The following is a 15,066-nucleotide window of genomic DNA, read 5'->3' as shown; positions in this document are numbered from 1 at the left end:
TTATGCCGAAAGGATGACATCATGGTGCTTTCCGTGGGCGATCCCTGTCCCGCCTTCTCGCTGCCCGACGACCGGGGCGAGTTCGTCTCGCTCGAACAGCTCAAGGGCAAGGGCTTCGTCCTCTATTTCTATCCCAAGGACGATACGTCCGGATGCACGCTCGAAGCTGTCGAGTTCGGTGCGCTGACGGCGGAATTCGAAGCGATCGGCGTGCCGGTGTTCGGCGTGTCGCCCGATCCGGTCAAGAAGCACGGCAAGTTCCGCGACAAGCACGGTCTCCGGGTCAGGCTGCTCTCCGACGAGCAGACGTCGCTGATCGGCGCGTTCGGCCTGTGGGTCGAGAAGAGCATGTACGGCCGCAAGTACATGGGCGTCGAGCGCACGACCGCACTGGTCGACGGCAACGGCATTATCGTCCGCCTGTGGCCGAAGGTGAAGGTGCCCGGCCACGCCGAGGAAGTGCTGGAAGCCGCGCGGCAGATGGCCGCCGCCGGATGACCGGCGTTTCGTCGGCCGGGCGGCTGCCTTCGACCTTGCGGCAGGCGGCGGTCGAGGCGCTGCAGGAGGCGGATCTCGATCGCAAGGTCGACCGCACCAACACCGCCTGCCGGCTGTGGTTCGGCCGTCGGCTCGGCGTCCATGCGCCGACCGACCCGGCGCTTCCGGACCGGCCGGGCCGGCCGGCCGAACCGCTCCTCGTGTCGCCGCGCACCGTCAAGCGCCGCTCCGTCCATTCGCCGGAAGGCCGCATCGCGCTCATCCATGCGCTCGCCCATATCGAGCTGAACGCCATCGACCTCGCGCTCGACATCGTCGCCCGCTTCGCCACCGAGAAGGTGCCGCGCTCCTTCTTCGACGGCTGGATGACCGTGGCGCTGGAGGAGGCCAAGCACTTCCGCCTGCTCTCCCGGCGGCTGGACAGCCTCGATTCGCGCTACGGCGCCCTGCCCGCCCACGACGGGTTGTGGCAGGCGGTGGAGGCGACGTCCCACGATCTCGGCGCGCGCCTGGCGGTCGTGCCACTGATCCTGGAGGCACGAGGCCTCGACGTCACGCCGTCGCTCCTGGAAAAGCTGCACGGCGTCGGCGACCTCGAGACCGCGGCGATCCTCGAGATCATCTACCGCGACGAGAAGAAGCATGTGGCGATCGGCGCCAAGTGGTTCCGCTTCCTGTGCGCCCGCGAGGGCCGCAATCCGGCCGAACGGTTCCAGGAACTGGTGCGTGCCTGTTTCCGCGGCGAGGTGAAGGCGCCGTTCAACGACCGGGCCCGCGCCGAGGCCGGGCTGACGCCGACTTTCTACCGCGCCCTGTCGCCGCTTTCGCGCTGAACCAGGGTCCTCGAAGACGGATTGTTAACCCTAACATTCTCTAATCCAACCGTCAGCCTGGGGACCTTTCCCTTGCATCGACACTGGATTGGACGATGGCGGCAGCACGACACGATCGGACGTTCGGCGAATACCGGCAGGCCCACACCGTAATCATCGCCCGCGGCGACCAGGTCCGGCACTTCACCATCGGGCCGCGCCGGCTCGCCGCCGGCGTGGCGCTGGCGGCAACGCTCGCCGTCGCCGGGGTCGCCGCGCCGGCCTGGTACGTCCTGCAGGGCAGCAACCCCACCGATCAGGCCGTCGTCATCCGCAGCTCGTTGCAGCGCGAATACGAGCAGCGGATCGCGGCGCTGCGCACTCAGGTCGATTCGCTGACCAGCCGCCACGCCCTGTCGCAGCGTCTGGTCGAGACCAAGGTGGATGTCCTCCTGGAGCAACAGGAGGAGCTGGCCGCCCGCTACGATACGCTGCGGCCGCTCTTCGACCGTGCCCAGGCATCGGGACTGATCGCCGAGCCCATCCCGTTGCCGACCGCGAAACCGGCGATGGCCGGCGACGCGGAACTGGCGATCGAACCTCAGCCGGTGAGTGCCGGGACCGCGCCTGCCGTGGCCGTCACGGACGAAGCCCCGAATGGGCTGCGGGCGGGCGCCGATGCGGCCGCCGAGCGGCGCGACGCGGAGGTGCCGCTCGCCGACGCGACGATCCGCGAGATCGGCCGGGCCATCGATCTGGTCGAATTCCGCCAGATCGCCGAACTGCAACGGCTCGCCGAGTCCGCCCGCGTCCGGACCGTGAAGATCGCAACGGCGCTCAAGACGGCCGGCATCGCGGTCGAGGATGGGGAGCCGGAGGCCGCGACCGGTGGTCCGTTCGAACCGGTGCCCGCCGGTTTCGACTTCGACGCGACGGTGGCAGAACTGGACACGGCGCTGACGGCGCTGCACGCGGTCGGCTCCGTGGCCGCCAGCCTGCCGTTGAGCCCGCCGATGGCACGCCGCTACGTCTCGAGCAGTTATGGCGTCAGGCCGGATCCGTTTCTGGGCCGGACCGCGCTTCACGCCGGGGTCGACTACGCGCTCCCCCAGGGCACGCGCGTCACCGCCTCGGCTCCCGGCAAGGTGATCCGGGCCGGCCGCGCCGGCGGCTACGGCAACATGGTCGAGATCGATCACGGGCGGGGCATCACCACCCGCTACGGCCACATGTCCCGCATCGATGTCCGGGTCGGCCAGACGGTCGCCAAGGGCGCGCCGATCGGCGCGGTGGGCTCCACCGGCCGCAGCACCGGTCCGCATCTGCACTACGAGATCCGCCGCGGCGGCAAGGCCGTCGACCCGGAGCGCTTCTTCCGCATCGGCGAGAGGATCGGCACGTTTTCCTGAGCGAAGGGGCCGTTGCCGGTCCCTTCGCTCTCTTCGTCTTCTAGTCGATGTCGCCGGCCGTCTCGCCGCCGCCCTGCACGCGATGGGCGAGCGCCGCTTCCATGAACTCGTCAAGTTCGCCGTCCAGCACGTCCTGCGGCGAGGTGCTCTCCACCCCGGTCCGCAGGTCCTTCACCAGCTGGTACGGCTGAAGGACGTAGGAGCGGATCTGGTGGCCCCAGCCGATGTCGCTCTTCGACGCTTCGGTGGCGCTCGCCGCCTCCTCCCGCCGCTTCAGCTCTTCCTCGTAGAGGCGCGAGCGCAGCATTTCCCAGGCCTTGGCCTTGTTCTTGTGCTGCGAGCGCTCGGCCTGGCACGACACCGCGATGCCGGTGGCGAGATGCGTGATGCGCACCGCCGAATCGGTGGTGTTGATGTGCTGCCCGCCAGAGCCCGATGCGCGGTAGGTATCGATGCGCACGTCGGATTCCGACACGTCGATCTGGATCGAGTCGTCGATGACCGGATAGACCCACACCGATGCGAAGGAGGTGTGGCGCCGCGCCTGGCTGTCATAGGGCGAGATCCGCACCAGGCGGTGGACGCCCGATTCGGTCTTCATCCAGCCATAGGCGTTGTGGCCCTTGAACAGCAGCGTCGCCGACTTGATGCCGGCTTCCTCGCCGGCATGCTCTTCCAGCACCTCGACCTTCATCCCGGACCGCTCCGCCCAGCGCATGTACATGCGCTCCAGCATCGCCGCCCAGTCCTGGCTCTCGGTGCCGCCCGCGCCGGAATGCACCTCGACATAGGTGTCGTTGGCGTCGGCTTCGCCCGACAGCAGGGTCTCGATCTGCCGCTTGGCGACCTCGGCCTTGACGTCGCGGATCGCCTTTTCGGCTTCCGACACGATCTCCGGGTCGCCTTCCTCCTCGCCCATGGCGATGAGTTCGACGCTGTCGGCGATCGTCTGTTCGAGACGGCGGATGGAAGCGACGGAGGTCTCGAGCTGCTGGCGCTCGCGCATCAGCGCCTGCGCCTCTGCCGCGTTGTCCCAGATGGTGGGATCCTCGGCCTTGTTGTTCAGATGGTCGAGACGCCTGAGGGAGCTATCCCAGTCAAAGATGCCTCCTCAGCAGGCTTATGGCCTGCTTGGTCTCGTCGACAATGGTTTCGATCTCGGTTCGCACGCCGCAAACTCCCGGAATTCCTGCTGATGGATCGCGCGACGGGCAAAAGCCGCTCGTTCACGCCATGGAGGGGCGACGCGGGCAGCAGCCCGCCTCGCCGGCGGCGTCTATAACGCCGTTCGGCGCCGAAGGCTAGAACAGCCCGCCGCCGCCGCCCTGGACGATCGCCTGCTCGGCCTCCGGCGACACCTCGCCGGTGCCGAAGTCGGAGGCCATCTCGTCCATGCCGATGATCTCGTAGGCGTCGGCGGGGCCGGTGCCGGGCTTGAAGGCCTCCATGATCACGTCGGGGCCGTCGCCCTCGGCGCGCATGCCGGTCTTGCGATTGACGGCGATGAGTTCCATGCCCTCGGGCACCTTGAACTCGACCGGCGGCTTTCCCTCCACCGCGTGCTTCATGAACTCGACGAACACCGGCGCGGCGAGACCGCCGCCCGTCGCCCCGTCGCCCATGGGCTGCGGGTTGTCGTAGCCGATGAACACGCCGGTCACGAGGTTCGGGGTGAAGCCGACGAACCACACGTCCTTCTCGTCATTGGTGGTGCCGGTCTTGCCGGCGATCGGCACGCCGACTTCCTTGACCCGCGTCGCGGTGCCGCGCTGCACGACCCCTTCCATCATCGAGGTGATCTGGTAGGCGGTCATCGGGTCCAGGACCTGGTTGCGCTCGTCGACCAGTTCCGGCTCCGGCTGGCCGTTGTATTCGCTGACATTGCACTCGGCGCACTGGCGCTGGTCGTGCTTCAGGATGGTGCGCCCGTATCGATCCTGCACCCGGTCGATCAGCGACGGCTGCAGCGAGCGTCCGCCATTGGCGATCACCGCATAGGCCGAGACCAGCCGAAGCACCGTCGTCTCGCCGGCACCGAGCGCCATCGGCAGATAGGGCGCGAGCTTGTCGTAGATGCCAAAGCGCTCGGCATACTGGGCGACCAGGTCCATGCCCATGTCCTTGGCGAGGCGCACCGTCATCAGGTTGCGGCTCTTCTCGATGCCGAGTCGCAGGGTCGAGGGGCCAGCCGAGCCGCCGCCGTAGTTCGACGGCTCCCAGAACCCGCCATTGCCGTCGGGCAGCGAGATCGGGGCGTCGAGAATCACCGAGGCCGGCGTGTAGCCGTTGTCGAGCGCCGCCGCGTAGACGAACGGCTTGAAGGAAGAGCCCGGCTGGCGATAGGCCTGCGAGGCACGGTTGAACTCGGACTCGGCGAAAGAGAAGCCGCCGACCATGGCGACGACGCGGCCCGTCTGCGGCTCCATCGAGACCAGGGCGCCCTGGACCTTCGGCGGCTGGCGCAGCAGCCAGGCCGTCCCCTCGCCCTTCGACTCGACATAGACCACATCGCCACGCGTCAGCACCTCGGAAGCCGTCCGGACGTTCTGCTTGCGCTCCTTGGTGTTCAGGCGGAGGGCCCATTTCATGTCGGGCAGCGCGATCGTGCCGATCTCCCGCTCGGCGCCCCGCGCGCCGGACACGCCGCGCTGCGGCTGCAGACCGATGTCGACGCGCTCGGAATCGGTCGAGAGCACCACCGCGAGCCGCCATTCCGGGACGTCCGCCAGCGGCTCCACCTTGCCCAGTGCCACGCCCCAGTCGCTGCCGACATCGATATGCGTCACCGGCCCGCGGAAGCCCCGCGCCTGGTCGAACGTCACGAGGCCATGCTGCAGGGCCTTGCGCGCATGGGCCTGCAGATCGGGATCCAGGGTGGTGCGGACCGACAGGCCGCCCTCGTAGAGGGCATCGACGCCGTAGCGATCGACGATCTCGCGACGCACGTCCTCGGTGAAGAATTCCGAGGAAGCCAGATAGGTGCCGGTCGGGCGCGGGTCGACCTTCAGCGGCTTGTCCTGCGCCTCCTGTGCCTCGGCGACGTTGATGAAGCCGTTCGAGGCCATCTGGTCGATGACCCAGTTGCGGCGCTCGAGCGCGCTGTCGGTGTTGCGGAACGGGTTGTAGTTCTCCGGCGCCTTGGGGAGCGCCGCCAGGTAGGCGGCTTCCTCGATGGTCAGTTCGTTCACCGACTTGTCGAAATAGGCGAGCGAGGCGGCGGCGACGCCGTAGGCGCCGAGGCCGAGATAGATCTCGTTGAGATAGAGCTCGAGGATCTTGTCCTTGGAATAGGCCTGCTCGATCCGCAGCGACAGGATCGCCTCCTTGATCTTGCGATCGAAGGTCCGCTCGTTGGTCAGCAGGAAGTTCTTCGCCACCTGCTGGGTGATCGTCGAGGCGCCCTGCATGCGGCCGCCCTTGGCCAGAACCAGCACGGCGCGGGCCACGCCCTCGATGTCGATGCCGGGGTGGCTGTAGAAATTCTTGTCCTCGGCCGCGAGGAAAGCGTTCTTGACGAGATTGGGGATCGCCTGGATCGGCAGGAACAGCCGCCGCTGCCGCGCGTACTCGGCCATCAGCGAGCCGTCCGAGGCGTGCACCCGCGTCGTCACGGGCGGCTCGTAGTTCGCCAGCACCTGGTAGTCGGGCAGGTCCTGCGCCGTCCGCTCCAGGTACCAGGCGATGCCGCCGGCGACGAGGAGGAAGAACACCGCGCCTATCCCGAAGAAATAGCCGAGCAGTCTGATCATCGAAACTCCGTCCGGCCGGGCTGATGGCCTCTACCGGTCCCCAACGCGCCGACCCTCTGGGGTCGGCCGGCTGCTCCGTGACCCGGCATCGATCGTCTCGACGCGGATCCTGCATTCCGTTGGCTAACCTGTGGGCGCCAAATACGGCAAGCGCGTGGATGCGACCGCGACCCACAATCGCAATGCCGGGATCGTGACGTTTTTGTCACAGCCGGTCGTTTCCTTTCGCGGCGCTGGCTCAGTCGGCGCCGGCCGCACGCGCTGCCGCCTCGCCGCGGAAGAAGCCGACGATCGCGTCGGCGATCGCTTCCGAGACGTCGGCGCGCCAGGTCGCGTCGGTCAGCAGCTTCTCGTCCTCGCGATTGGAGAGGAACCCCATCTCCACCAGCACCGACGGCACGTCCGGCGCCTTGAGTACCTGGAAACCCGCCGATCGCTTGGGATTCTTGATCAGCCGGACGTCGTTGCGGGCGAGATCCTCGACAAGCGAGGCGGCAAAGTGCTCCGAGAAGCTCACCGTCTCGCGCCGCGTCAGGTCCACCAGTATGTCCACCACGTCCGGCGCCCGGCCTTGCCACTGTGCGCCGGCAAAGCGGTCGGCAGCGTTCTCGTTGGCCGCGATCTGGCGCGAGAGCTCGTCCGATGCGTTTTCCGAGAGGGTGTAGACGGTGGCCCCCCGCAGCGCTGAGGCGCGGATCGAATCGGCATGGATCGAGACGAACAGATGCGCCTGTTCCCGCCTGCCGATGGCCGCACGCTCGTCGAGCGGGATGAACACGTCCGATTCGCGGGTGAGGACGACCTTCACACGGGGATGGCGGAGCAGCGCGTCGCGCAGGGAGAAGGCCGCGGCGAGATTGACCTCCTTCTCGTAGGTGCCGGACTTCGACACCGCGCCATTGTCGATGCCGCCATGGCCCGGATCGATCACGATCGTCAGCTGGCGATCCGCGTCGATATCGCGGCGCGGCGACGGCGGCTCCTGCAGGGGCGCCGGCGCGGCAGCCGCGAGCGGTGCCGGTGCTGCCGCGGCGCCGTCGGAGGGGCCGATCGTCAGCGTCACGATCTCGCCGCCTGCCTGTTCCTGGCGCTCGATCGAGCTCACCGCATCCTGCTTCAGCCGGTAGATGAACCGGTAGCGATCGTTGGCGGCGAGGCCGTGCCGGACCGTTTCGACGAAGGCGTTGTCCGGCGGCGACACGATCGCCACGGCCGGCAGCGCGCCGATGAAGTCGATGGCGACACGGTCCGGATTGACCAGCCGGAGGAGCCGCGTCTCAACCGCGCCGTTGAGGGCGAAGCTCACGCTGTAGCCGGCATCGTCGGCGGTCTGCTCGACCCCGGTGATGATCCGTTCGTCAGCCTTTGCCACGGAAGCGAGTGCCGCAACGGCCGCGACCAGCCCCAGCGCGAAGACGAGGGCGCAGGCGATACAGGTGGGAAGCAGGCGGGTGTTGATGATCATCCCCCTCTTTGCGTCGAGAATGCCGCGGATGTGCGAATCGCCGCGGGCCGGACATCCCATCTGGCCGCCAAACATGATCGGACTGGGGCCGCGCCGGCTCGCGACACCGGGCGCCGCCCGGAACGCAACTATCCACCGGAACTTGCCCCGGGCTGGGCCTGGGGGCGGAGGTGCCGCCGCCCGCACGGGATCGCCCTTGTCTCTTGGTGCTGCGCAGCCTAAAAGCGGAAGTGAGGCTTAGTGTGACACGGATATGTGTCGTCGCCGAGTCGGAGGCCCTGCCGCAGCGGATATCCAACTGTCCGACGGCGATCTTCATGGGCACGACGACCCCCCGCGACATTCGACCACGTCAGCGGGCCTCGTGGAAGATTTTCGATCGATGCTGGAGCCTTCGTCCAGCCGGTTGTTCAGCGATGCGGAACCGCACTGTGCCAACAGCAACGGTCCGCTCGTTCCGTCGGCCGCCCCAGCGGCCATCCATTTGTTGCAGGTCGTTATTTTGTCGCCAGCCTCCAGATCCCCATCGACGCAGCCAGCCCGGACCTCACGGCCCGGACATGCGTCTCGCCGGGGACGGACGCGGTTGATGCGAGCGGCCGATACGGGCTCGCGCCCAGCGATCGACGGTCCGGCACGCATTGCCACCCCGCGATCCCGCGCGAGCGCCCGGGAGAATTTGCATGGCAAACAAGATGCTGATCGACGCCTCCCATCCGGAGGAGACCCGCGTCGTCGTCGTTCGCGGTAGCAGGATCGAGGAATTCGACTTCGAGTCGGAACACAAGAAGCAGCTCAAAGGAAACATCTACCTCGCCAAGGTGACGCGGGTCGAACCCTCGCTCCAGGCCGCTTTCGTCGAGTATGGCGGCAACCGCCACGGCTTCCTCGCCTTCAACGAAATCCATCCCGACTACTACCAGATCCCCAAGGCCGACCGTCAGGCGCTGATCGAGGAAGACCTCGCCAGAGCCGAGGAAGAGGAGATCGCCGAAGACGCCAAGGTCGCGCGCAGCCAGCAGAACAAGCGCCCTGCCCGCAACCGCGCCGCCGAGCGCGAGGACCATGACGGCGACAGCGTTTCCGAAGAGGTCGAGGAAGCCGGCAACGCCTCCGAGACCGGGCACTCCGGCGAAGATCATCGGGACGACGAGAACCACGAGACCCGCTCTCGCGACGCCGAGGAGGGTGACGACGAGGCGTCCGGTTCGAACGAGGCCGATACAGAGTCAGGCGACAATGGCGGCGGCGAGCGCGAGCAGCGCAACCGCCGGCGTGGCCGTGGCCGCCGCAACCGCGCCCGTTCGGGCGGCGACGACGAGCAGTCGGACGAGAATGGCGAGGAAGAGGAGATCGACGAGGTCGGCTCCGAGGATGCGATGGAGGAGGTCCCGGTCCGCCAGGTCCGCCCGCGCCGCCAGTACAAGATCCAGGAGGTCATCAAGCGCCGCCAGATCCTGCTGGTGCAGGTCGTCAAGGAAGAGCGCGGCAACAAGGGCGCGGCCCTCACCACCTATCTGTCGCTGGCCGGCCGCTACTCGGTGCTGATGCCGAACACCGCGCGCGGCGGCGGCATCTCCCGCAAGATCACCAACGCCGTCGACCGCAAGCGCCTCAAGGACGTGGTGCGCGAGCTCGAGGTGCCGCGCGGCATGGGCATCATCCTGCGTACCGCCGGCGCCAATCGCACCAAGGCCGAGGTCAAGCGCGACTACGAATATCTGATGCGGCTGTGGGAGACGGTCCGCAACGTCACGCTGTCGTCGATCGCCCCTGCCCTCGTCTACGAGGAAGGCAGCCTGATCAAGCGGTCGATCCGCGACCTCTACAACAAGGATATCGACCAGATCCTCGTTGCCGGCGAAGGCGGCTACCGCGAAGCCAAGGACTTCATGCGGATGCTGATGCCGAGCCAGGCAAAGGCGGTGCAACCCTACCGCGACCCGACGCCGATCTTCGCGCGCCAGGGCATCGAGGGGCAGCTCGACCGCATGCTGCAGCCGCATGTGACGCTGAAGTCCGGCGGCTACATCATCATCAACCAGACCGAGGCGCTGGTCGCCATCGACGTCAACTCGGGCCGCTCCACCAAGGAGCACTCGATCGAGGACACCGCCTACCAGACCAATCTAGAAGCGGCGGAGGAAGTGGCGCGCCAGCTGCGGCTGCGCGATCTCGCCGGCCTGATCGTCATCGACTTCATCGACATGGAGGAAAAGCGCAACAACCGCGCCGTCGAGAAGAAGATGAAGGACTGCCTGAAGAGCGACCGCGCGCGCATTCAGGTTGGCCGAATCTCGCATTTCGGCCTGATGGAAATGAGCCGCCAGCGCATCCGCGCCAGCGTGCTGGAATCGACCATGCAGACCTGCCCGGTCTGCGAGGGCACGGGACACATCCGTTCCGCCTCTTCGCTGGCGCTGCACGTGCTGCGCACGATCGAGGAGCACCTGCAGAAGCATTCGAGCCACGACCTCATCGTCAAGGTGCCGACGGCGACGGCGCTCTACGTGCTCAACGAGAAGCGCAAGCGCATCGAGGAGCTGGAGCGGCTGTACGGCCTGCGCATCCTGATCGAGGCCGACGAGAGCGCCGGTCGCCAGGGAATCCAGATCGACCATGGCGCGGAAGCCCCGCGCGCACCGCTGCCGATGGAGGCGATCCGGTCCGATGCGGTGGCTGCCATCGACGCCGCGGAAGAGGCCGCCGATGAAGAGGCCGCGCGCGCCGCTGCCGTCGACATCGCCGAGACGGACGAGAGCGAAGTCGAAGCAGAAGGCCAGGCCGAGGAAGCCACCGACCGTTCCGAAAGCGGCCGGCCACGGCGTCGCAGGCGTCGGGGACGCCGGCGGGACGGCGACAAGAGCGAGACCGAGGCCACCGCTTCGGACGACAGTAACGGTTCCTTCGCCGAGGACGACGACAGCGAGACCGATCCGTCCGAACCGCACCATGCGGTCGCGAGCGATGACGACGAGCGGGGACGCCGCCGGCGCCGGCGCGGTCGCCGTGGTGGCCGCCGTAACCGCGAGGACACGCCGGAGAACGGCGAGTCGGGCGACACCGAGACGCCGATCGCTGCGACTGGCTTCGTCGCCGACGCGGCGGAAGATCGGGCCAACGCCGATCAGTTCTTCCCGGAGGCGCCCGTCGCGGCGGAAGTCGAGGCCCAGCCGGTCCATGCCGCGGCTGACGAAGCCTACCGGGCGGAACCCGAGCCGGAAGCGACTGAAGCCCCGGCCGAGATCGCGTCGGAGCCGGCAGTCGTGGCCGAGAGCCAGCAGGCTCCGGCCGAAGCGGCATCGTCCGACGATGGCAGCGCAAGCAGCGCCGCCAACGACGACCAGCCGGCGGTCGACGTGGAGCCGGCACCGGCTCCGAGGGACCCGGTGGTGACATCCGGGAACGCCGTCGAGACCGGCAAGGAAGAAGAAAAGCCGCGCCGCACCGGCTGGTGGGCCCGCCGCAGCTTCTTCTGACCGCATCGGAAATCGAAACGAAAAAGGGCGGCCCGTGGGCCGCCCTTTTTTGTTGTGCCACCGGCATTTCGTTTCGCCATCGGCGGCAGCGCCGTGGCCCCCGCCCGGCGTCCTGTCAGCCGCGCAGCATCGCCTGCATGCGGTCCAGCGCCTCGCCGAGGCTTGCATGGTCGCAGGCGTAGGAAATCCGCACGAACCGCTCGCCGCGCCGCTGGACGAAATCCGTGCCGGGGGTGATCGCCACGTGGCAGCGCTCCAGCACGTCGCGGGCGAAATCCGTCGAGCCGGTCGCTTCCGCCGGAACCTCCGCATAGGCGTAGAAGGCGCCGTCGATCGGCGCGATGTCGCGGAAGCCGAGCGCCGGCAGGCGCGCCGCCAGGAGATCGCGGTTGCGGATGTATCCCTCGCGGACCGCGTCCAGCTCCTGGCGCGAGTCGAACACCGCGGCGGCGGCGACCTGCGACATTTCCGGCGCCGAGATGTAGAGGCTCTGGCCGATCCGCTCGGCGGCGCGCACCAGGCCCGGCGGCAGCACCAGCCAGCCGATGCGCCAACCGGTCATGCAGTAGTATTTCGAGAACGAGTTGACGACCAGCGGGCTGTCGGAGAAGGCGAGCGCCGTCGCCTCCGCCTGGCCGTAGGTGAGGCCGTGGTAGATCTCGTCGGAGATGAACCGGATGCCGGCGCAGTCGGCATATTCCACCAGCCGGCGGAGTTCGTCGCGCGGCGTCATCGTGCCGGTCGGGTTGGCGGGGCTGGCGACCAGGACGCCGGCGATCGGCCCGGCCTCGTGCAGGCGGCGCAGATGGTCGGCGGTGAAGACATAGCCGGTCGACGCATCGACTTCCTGCTCGACGGGAACCAGCCCCAGCGCCTTCAGGATGTTGCGATAGGCCGGATAGCCCGGCGCCGCGATGGCGATCCGGTCGCCCGGATCGAAGGCCGCGAGGAAGGCCAGGTTGAAACCGGCGGACGAACCGGTGGTGACCATGATTCGCTCCGGCGCGACGCTTTCGCCATAGGCATCGTGATAATGCCGGGCGATGCGCTCCCGCAGGTCGCGGCGGCCGAGCGCGTCGGTATAGGCGACGCGCCCGTGGTCGAGCATGCGCCGCGCCGCGTCCCGGGCCGCCTGCGGCGCCGGCGCGGCGGGCTGACCGACGGCAAGCGAGATCACCTTCTCGCCCCGGGCGATCATGCGGTTCGCCTCGGCGAGCACGTCCATCGCCCGGAACGGATCGATCTCGGAGCGGCGGGAAGCGGTGAACTCGCGGACTGGGGTCACGGAAATATTCCTGTACGGCTGGGTGTGGGCGAATGCGGCGAGGGCCGACTTCATAGACGCGATCGGTCGCGTTCAGCTAGGGTGACGGCGGCGACGGCGCCCCCTGTTCCCCTCAAAATCGCCGAATTGCCGTGACGAAAGGTCGGGGGACGCCGCATGCTCAAGCAGCAAACGTCGTTCGAAAGACGGCCAACGAGGTCCTTTGGATGAAACGCCCCCTGCTCCGCCTCTGCCGGCATGTCGCCGTGCTCGTCACGGCCCTGTCCGTCGCCCTGGCGCCGGCGGCCGCGCAGTCGCGCAGCGAGAAGACAAGCCTGCCGATCGTACGCGACGCCGAGATCGAGGCGCTGGTTGCCGACTATGCGCGTCCGCTGCTGAAGGCGGCCGGCCTGTCGCGGTCCGGGATCCAGATCGTGCTGGTCAATTCGCCGGGCTTCAACGCCTTCGTCGCCGGCCGCCGGATCTTCATCAATACCGGCGCGATCACCGCGACGGAGACGCCCAACCAGCTCATCGGCATCATCGCCCACGAGATCGGTCATCTCGCCGGCGGCCACCAGCAGCGGCTGCGCGAGCAGCTTGAGCGTTCGCAGACGATCGCCATCGTCGCCGGCCTGCTGGGTGCCGGCATCGCGGTCGCCGGCGCCAGCACCGGCACCGGGGGCGCGGCACAGGCCGGTGCCGGCCTGATCAGCGGCGGCAGCGCCGCCGCCCAGCGCAGCCTGCTCAGCTACCAGCGCGGCGAGGAATCGGCCGCCGACCGCACCGCCCTCACCTATCTCGACCGCACCGGCCAATCCGGGAAGGGTCTGCTCGAGACCTTCTCCACCCTCGACCGCAACAACCTGTTTGCCACGGCGCGGTCCAACTACCTGTCGTCGCACCCGATGCCGCGGGAGCGCATCGTTGCGCTCGAGGCCGCGGCGCGGGAGAGCCAGCATTTCGGCCGCACCGATCCGCCTGCCCTGGTCGAACGCCACAATCTCGCCCGCGCGAAGATCGCCGCCTATAACGGCGGCATGGGCGACGTGCGCCGGCTCTTCGCCCGCGATCCGCGCGGCCTGCCGGCGCTCTACGGCGACGCTATCGCCACGCAACTCGCCGGCTCGACCAGCTCCGCCCTCCAGAAGATCGACGCGCTGATCGCCGCGCGGCCGAACAATCCCTGGTTTCACGAGATGCGGGGCGAGACGCTGATGGCCGCGGGCCAGGCCTCGAAGGCAGCGGCCGCCTATGCGCAGGCGGTCAAGCTCGACGGCACCGGCTCCGGCATTCTCAAGGCCGAGGTCGGCCAGGCGATCGTCTCCGGCGGCGACCGGTCGCAGATGCCGAAGGCCATCGAGCTGATCCGCGCCGGGCTTCAGTCCGATCCCGCGAACGCCCCGGCCTATCGCTTCCTCGCCATGGCCTACGGTCACCTGGGCGAGGTCGGCAAGGCCGAGCTGGCGACCGCCGAAGGCTACTGGCACGGCGGCAATATCCGCCAGGCCCAGATCTTTGCCACGCGCGCGCAGCAGAAGCTCAAGCCCGGCTCGCCGTCCTGGCTGCAGGCCCAGGACATCCTCCAGACCAAGCCCCGGTCGTGACAAGGAATACCCCCAACGTGATCCGACAGACCCTTCTCGCGACGACCGCGTGCCTCGCCCTCACCCTGGGCGCCTCGGCGCAGACAGCGCAGCCGCGCTTCGACGCCGAGGCCACGCAGGAAATCGAGACGATCGTCCGCCAGTACCTGATCGACCACCCCGAAGTGCTGCTCGAAGCGCTGGATTCCCTGGAAGCCAAGCGTGCGACCGAGCAGGTGGCATCTCAGAAGACCGCCATCGAGCAGAACAGCGCGGCGCTTTTCGCCTCGCCGGAGGGGACCGTGCTCGGCAATCCCGAGGGTGACGTCACGCTGGTCGAGTTCTTCGACTACAATTGCGGCTACTGCAAACAGGCCCTCGCGGACATGGACGCGCTGATCGCCGCCGATCCCGGCATCCGCTTCGTACTCAAGGAAATCCCGGTCCTCGGTCCGCAGTCGCTCGCCGCGTCACGGGTCAGCCTCGCGGTCAGGGAAGTGGCGCCGGAGCGCTACGCGGAATTCCATCGCGCCCTGCTCGGCTCGCGAGGGGTCGCGGACGAGGCTGCCGCCATTCGGGTGGCGGAAGATCTCGGCCTCGACGCCGCCGAAGTGCGCACCGCGATGGCCTCCCCGGCCGTCGCCGCGGCACTTGCCGAATCGAACCAGTTGGCCGAGGGCCTCGGGATCAACGGCACGCCCAGCTACGTCCTCTCCGACAGGATCCTCGGCGGGGCCGTCGGCGCGGAGGCGCTTACCGCCGGGGTCGCCAATGTCCGCGACTGCGGAAGCACCACCTGCTGAA

At 68.3% G+C, this 15,066-nt stretch carries 10 protein-coding genes; 6 read left to right on the top strand and 4 right to left on the bottom strand.

Going from position 1 to position 15,066, the window contains the following annotated elements; genetic code table 11:
• Positions 1 to 21: 21 nt before the first annotated feature.
• The 3 genes from LXB15_RS08590 (at position 22) to LXB15_RS08580 (ending at position 2,719) form a co-directional block, all read left to right on the top strand.
• A complete protein-coding gene (locus LXB15_RS08590) occupies positions 22 to 498 on the top strand; it encodes a peroxiredoxin (protein ID WP_233952439.1) in 477 nt (158 codons plus the stop codon).
• Entirely contained in the window at positions 495 to 1,331 is an 837-nt protein-coding gene (locus LXB15_RS08585) for a ferritin-like domain-containing protein (RefSeq protein WP_233952438.1), read from the top strand. Before LXB15_RS08590 ends, LXB15_RS08585 begins: the two co-directional genes overlap by 4 nt.
• 95 nt (positions 1,332 to 1,426) lie before the next feature.
• The gene (locus LXB15_RS08580) at positions 1,427 to 2,719 is read left to right on the top strand and encodes a M23 family metallopeptidase (protein ID WP_233952436.1); all 1,293 of its coding nucleotides are present in this window, start codon (positions 1,427 to 1,429) and stop codon (positions 2,717 to 2,719) included.
• Positions 2,720 to 2,759: 40 nt separating this feature from the next.
• Here the strand turns inward: LXB15_RS08580 and prfB are convergent.
• From prfB to LXB15_RS08565, 3 genes are all read right to left on the bottom strand, one after another.
• A protein-coding gene (gene prfB / locus LXB15_RS08575) for a peptide chain release factor 2 (RefSeq protein ID WP_233952435.1) occupies positions 2,760 to 3,888 on the bottom strand; the annotation gives its coding sequence in 2 pieces (ribosomal slippage) (positions 2,760 to 3,818 and positions 3,820 to 3,888; 1,128 coding nt in all).
• Between the two features lie 132 nt (positions 3,889 to 4,020).
• Positions 4,021 to 6,468 (bottom strand): penicillin-binding protein 1A, encoded by a 2,448-nt coding sequence (locus tag LXB15_RS08570; protein ID WP_233952434.1) that lies wholly within the window; start codon positions 6,466 to 6,468, stop codon positions 4,021 to 4,023.
• Positions 6,469 to 6,706: 238 nt separating this feature from the next.
• On the bottom strand, positions 6,707 to 7,933 hold the full coding sequence (locus LXB15_RS08565; RefSeq protein ID WP_233952433.1) for an N-acetylmuramoyl-L-alanine amidase: 1,227 nt from the start codon (positions 7,931 to 7,933) through the stop codon (positions 6,707 to 6,709).
• Between the two features lie 683 nt (positions 7,934 to 8,616).
• Between LXB15_RS08565 and LXB15_RS08560 the strand changes: the two genes are divergently transcribed.
• Positions 8,617 to 11,412: a ribonuclease E/G gene (locus tag LXB15_RS08560; protein ID WP_233953096.1), complete on the top strand. Its 2,796-nt coding sequence runs from the start codon at positions 8,617 to 8,619 to the stop codon at positions 11,410 to 11,412.
• A gap of 115 nt (positions 11,413 to 11,527) precedes the next feature.
• Here LXB15_RS08560 and LXB15_RS08555 read toward each other — a convergent pair whose 3' ends face one another.
• On the bottom strand, positions 11,528 to 12,637 hold the full coding sequence (locus tag LXB15_RS08555) for a pyridoxal phosphate-dependent aminotransferase (protein ID WP_233953095.1): 1,110 nt from the start codon (positions 12,635 to 12,637) through the stop codon (positions 11,528 to 11,530).
• 266 nt (positions 12,638 to 12,903) lie between these two features.
• On the opposite strand from LXB15_RS08555, the gene LXB15_RS08550 reads away from it, so the two are divergent.
• Both LXB15_RS08550 and LXB15_RS08545 read left to right on the top strand, forming a co-directional pair.
• Positions 12,904 to 14,283 (top strand): M48 family metalloprotease, encoded by a 1,380-nt coding sequence (locus LXB15_RS08550; RefSeq protein WP_233952432.1) that lies wholly within the window; start codon positions 12,904 to 12,906, stop codon positions 14,281 to 14,283.
• Between the two features lie 17 nt (positions 14,284 to 14,300).
• Positions 14,301 to 15,065: a DsbA family protein gene (locus LXB15_RS08545; RefSeq protein WP_233952431.1), complete on the top strand. Its 765-nt coding sequence runs from the start codon at positions 14,301 to 14,303 to the stop codon at positions 15,063 to 15,065.
• The last annotated feature ends 1 nt before the right edge of the window (position 15,066 follow it).

Source organism: Aurantimonas sp. HBX-1 (assembly GCF_021391535.1).
Lineage (GTDB): Bacteria > Pseudomonadota > Alphaproteobacteria > Rhizobiales > Rhizobiaceae > Aurantimonas.
The sequence above is the reverse complement of the archived record's forward strand: the minus strand, read 5'-3'. Positions and strand labels throughout refer to the sequence as shown.

What these genes read in the sequence shown, in the direction of transcription:
- LXB15_RS08555 (WP_233953095.1), bottom strand. Translation starts at nt 12,637, where the DNA reads ATGGACGTGCTCGCCGAGGCGAACCGCATGATCGCCCGGGGCGAGAAG.
- LXB15_RS08570 (WP_233952434.1), bottom strand. Translation starts at nt 6,468, where the DNA reads ATGATCAGACTGCTCGGCTATTTCTTCGGGATAGGCGCGGTGTTCTTC.
- LXB15_RS08580 (WP_233952436.1), top strand. Translation starts at nt 1,427, where the DNA reads ATGGCGGCAGCACGACACGATCGGACGTTCGGCGAATACCGGCAGGCC.
- LXB15_RS08550 (WP_233952432.1), top strand. Translation starts at nt 12,904, where the DNA reads ATGAAACGCCCCCTGCTCCGCCTCTGCCGGCATGTCGCCGTGCTCGTC.
- LXB15_RS08565 (WP_233952433.1), bottom strand. Translation starts at nt 7,933, where the DNA reads ATGATCATCAACACCCGCCTGCTTCCCACCTGTATCGCCTGCGCCCTC.
- LXB15_RS08560 (WP_233953096.1), top strand. Translation starts at nt 8,617, where the DNA reads ATGGCAAACAAGATGCTGATCGACGCCTCCCATCCGGAGGAGACCCGC.
- LXB15_RS08590 (WP_233952439.1), top strand. Translation starts at nt 22, where the DNA reads ATGGTGCTTTCCGTGGGCGATCCCTGTCCCGCCTTCTCGCTGCCCGAC.
- LXB15_RS08585 (WP_233952438.1), top strand. Translation starts at nt 495, where the DNA reads ATGACCGGCGTTTCGTCGGCCGGGCGGCTGCCTTCGACCTTGCGGCAG.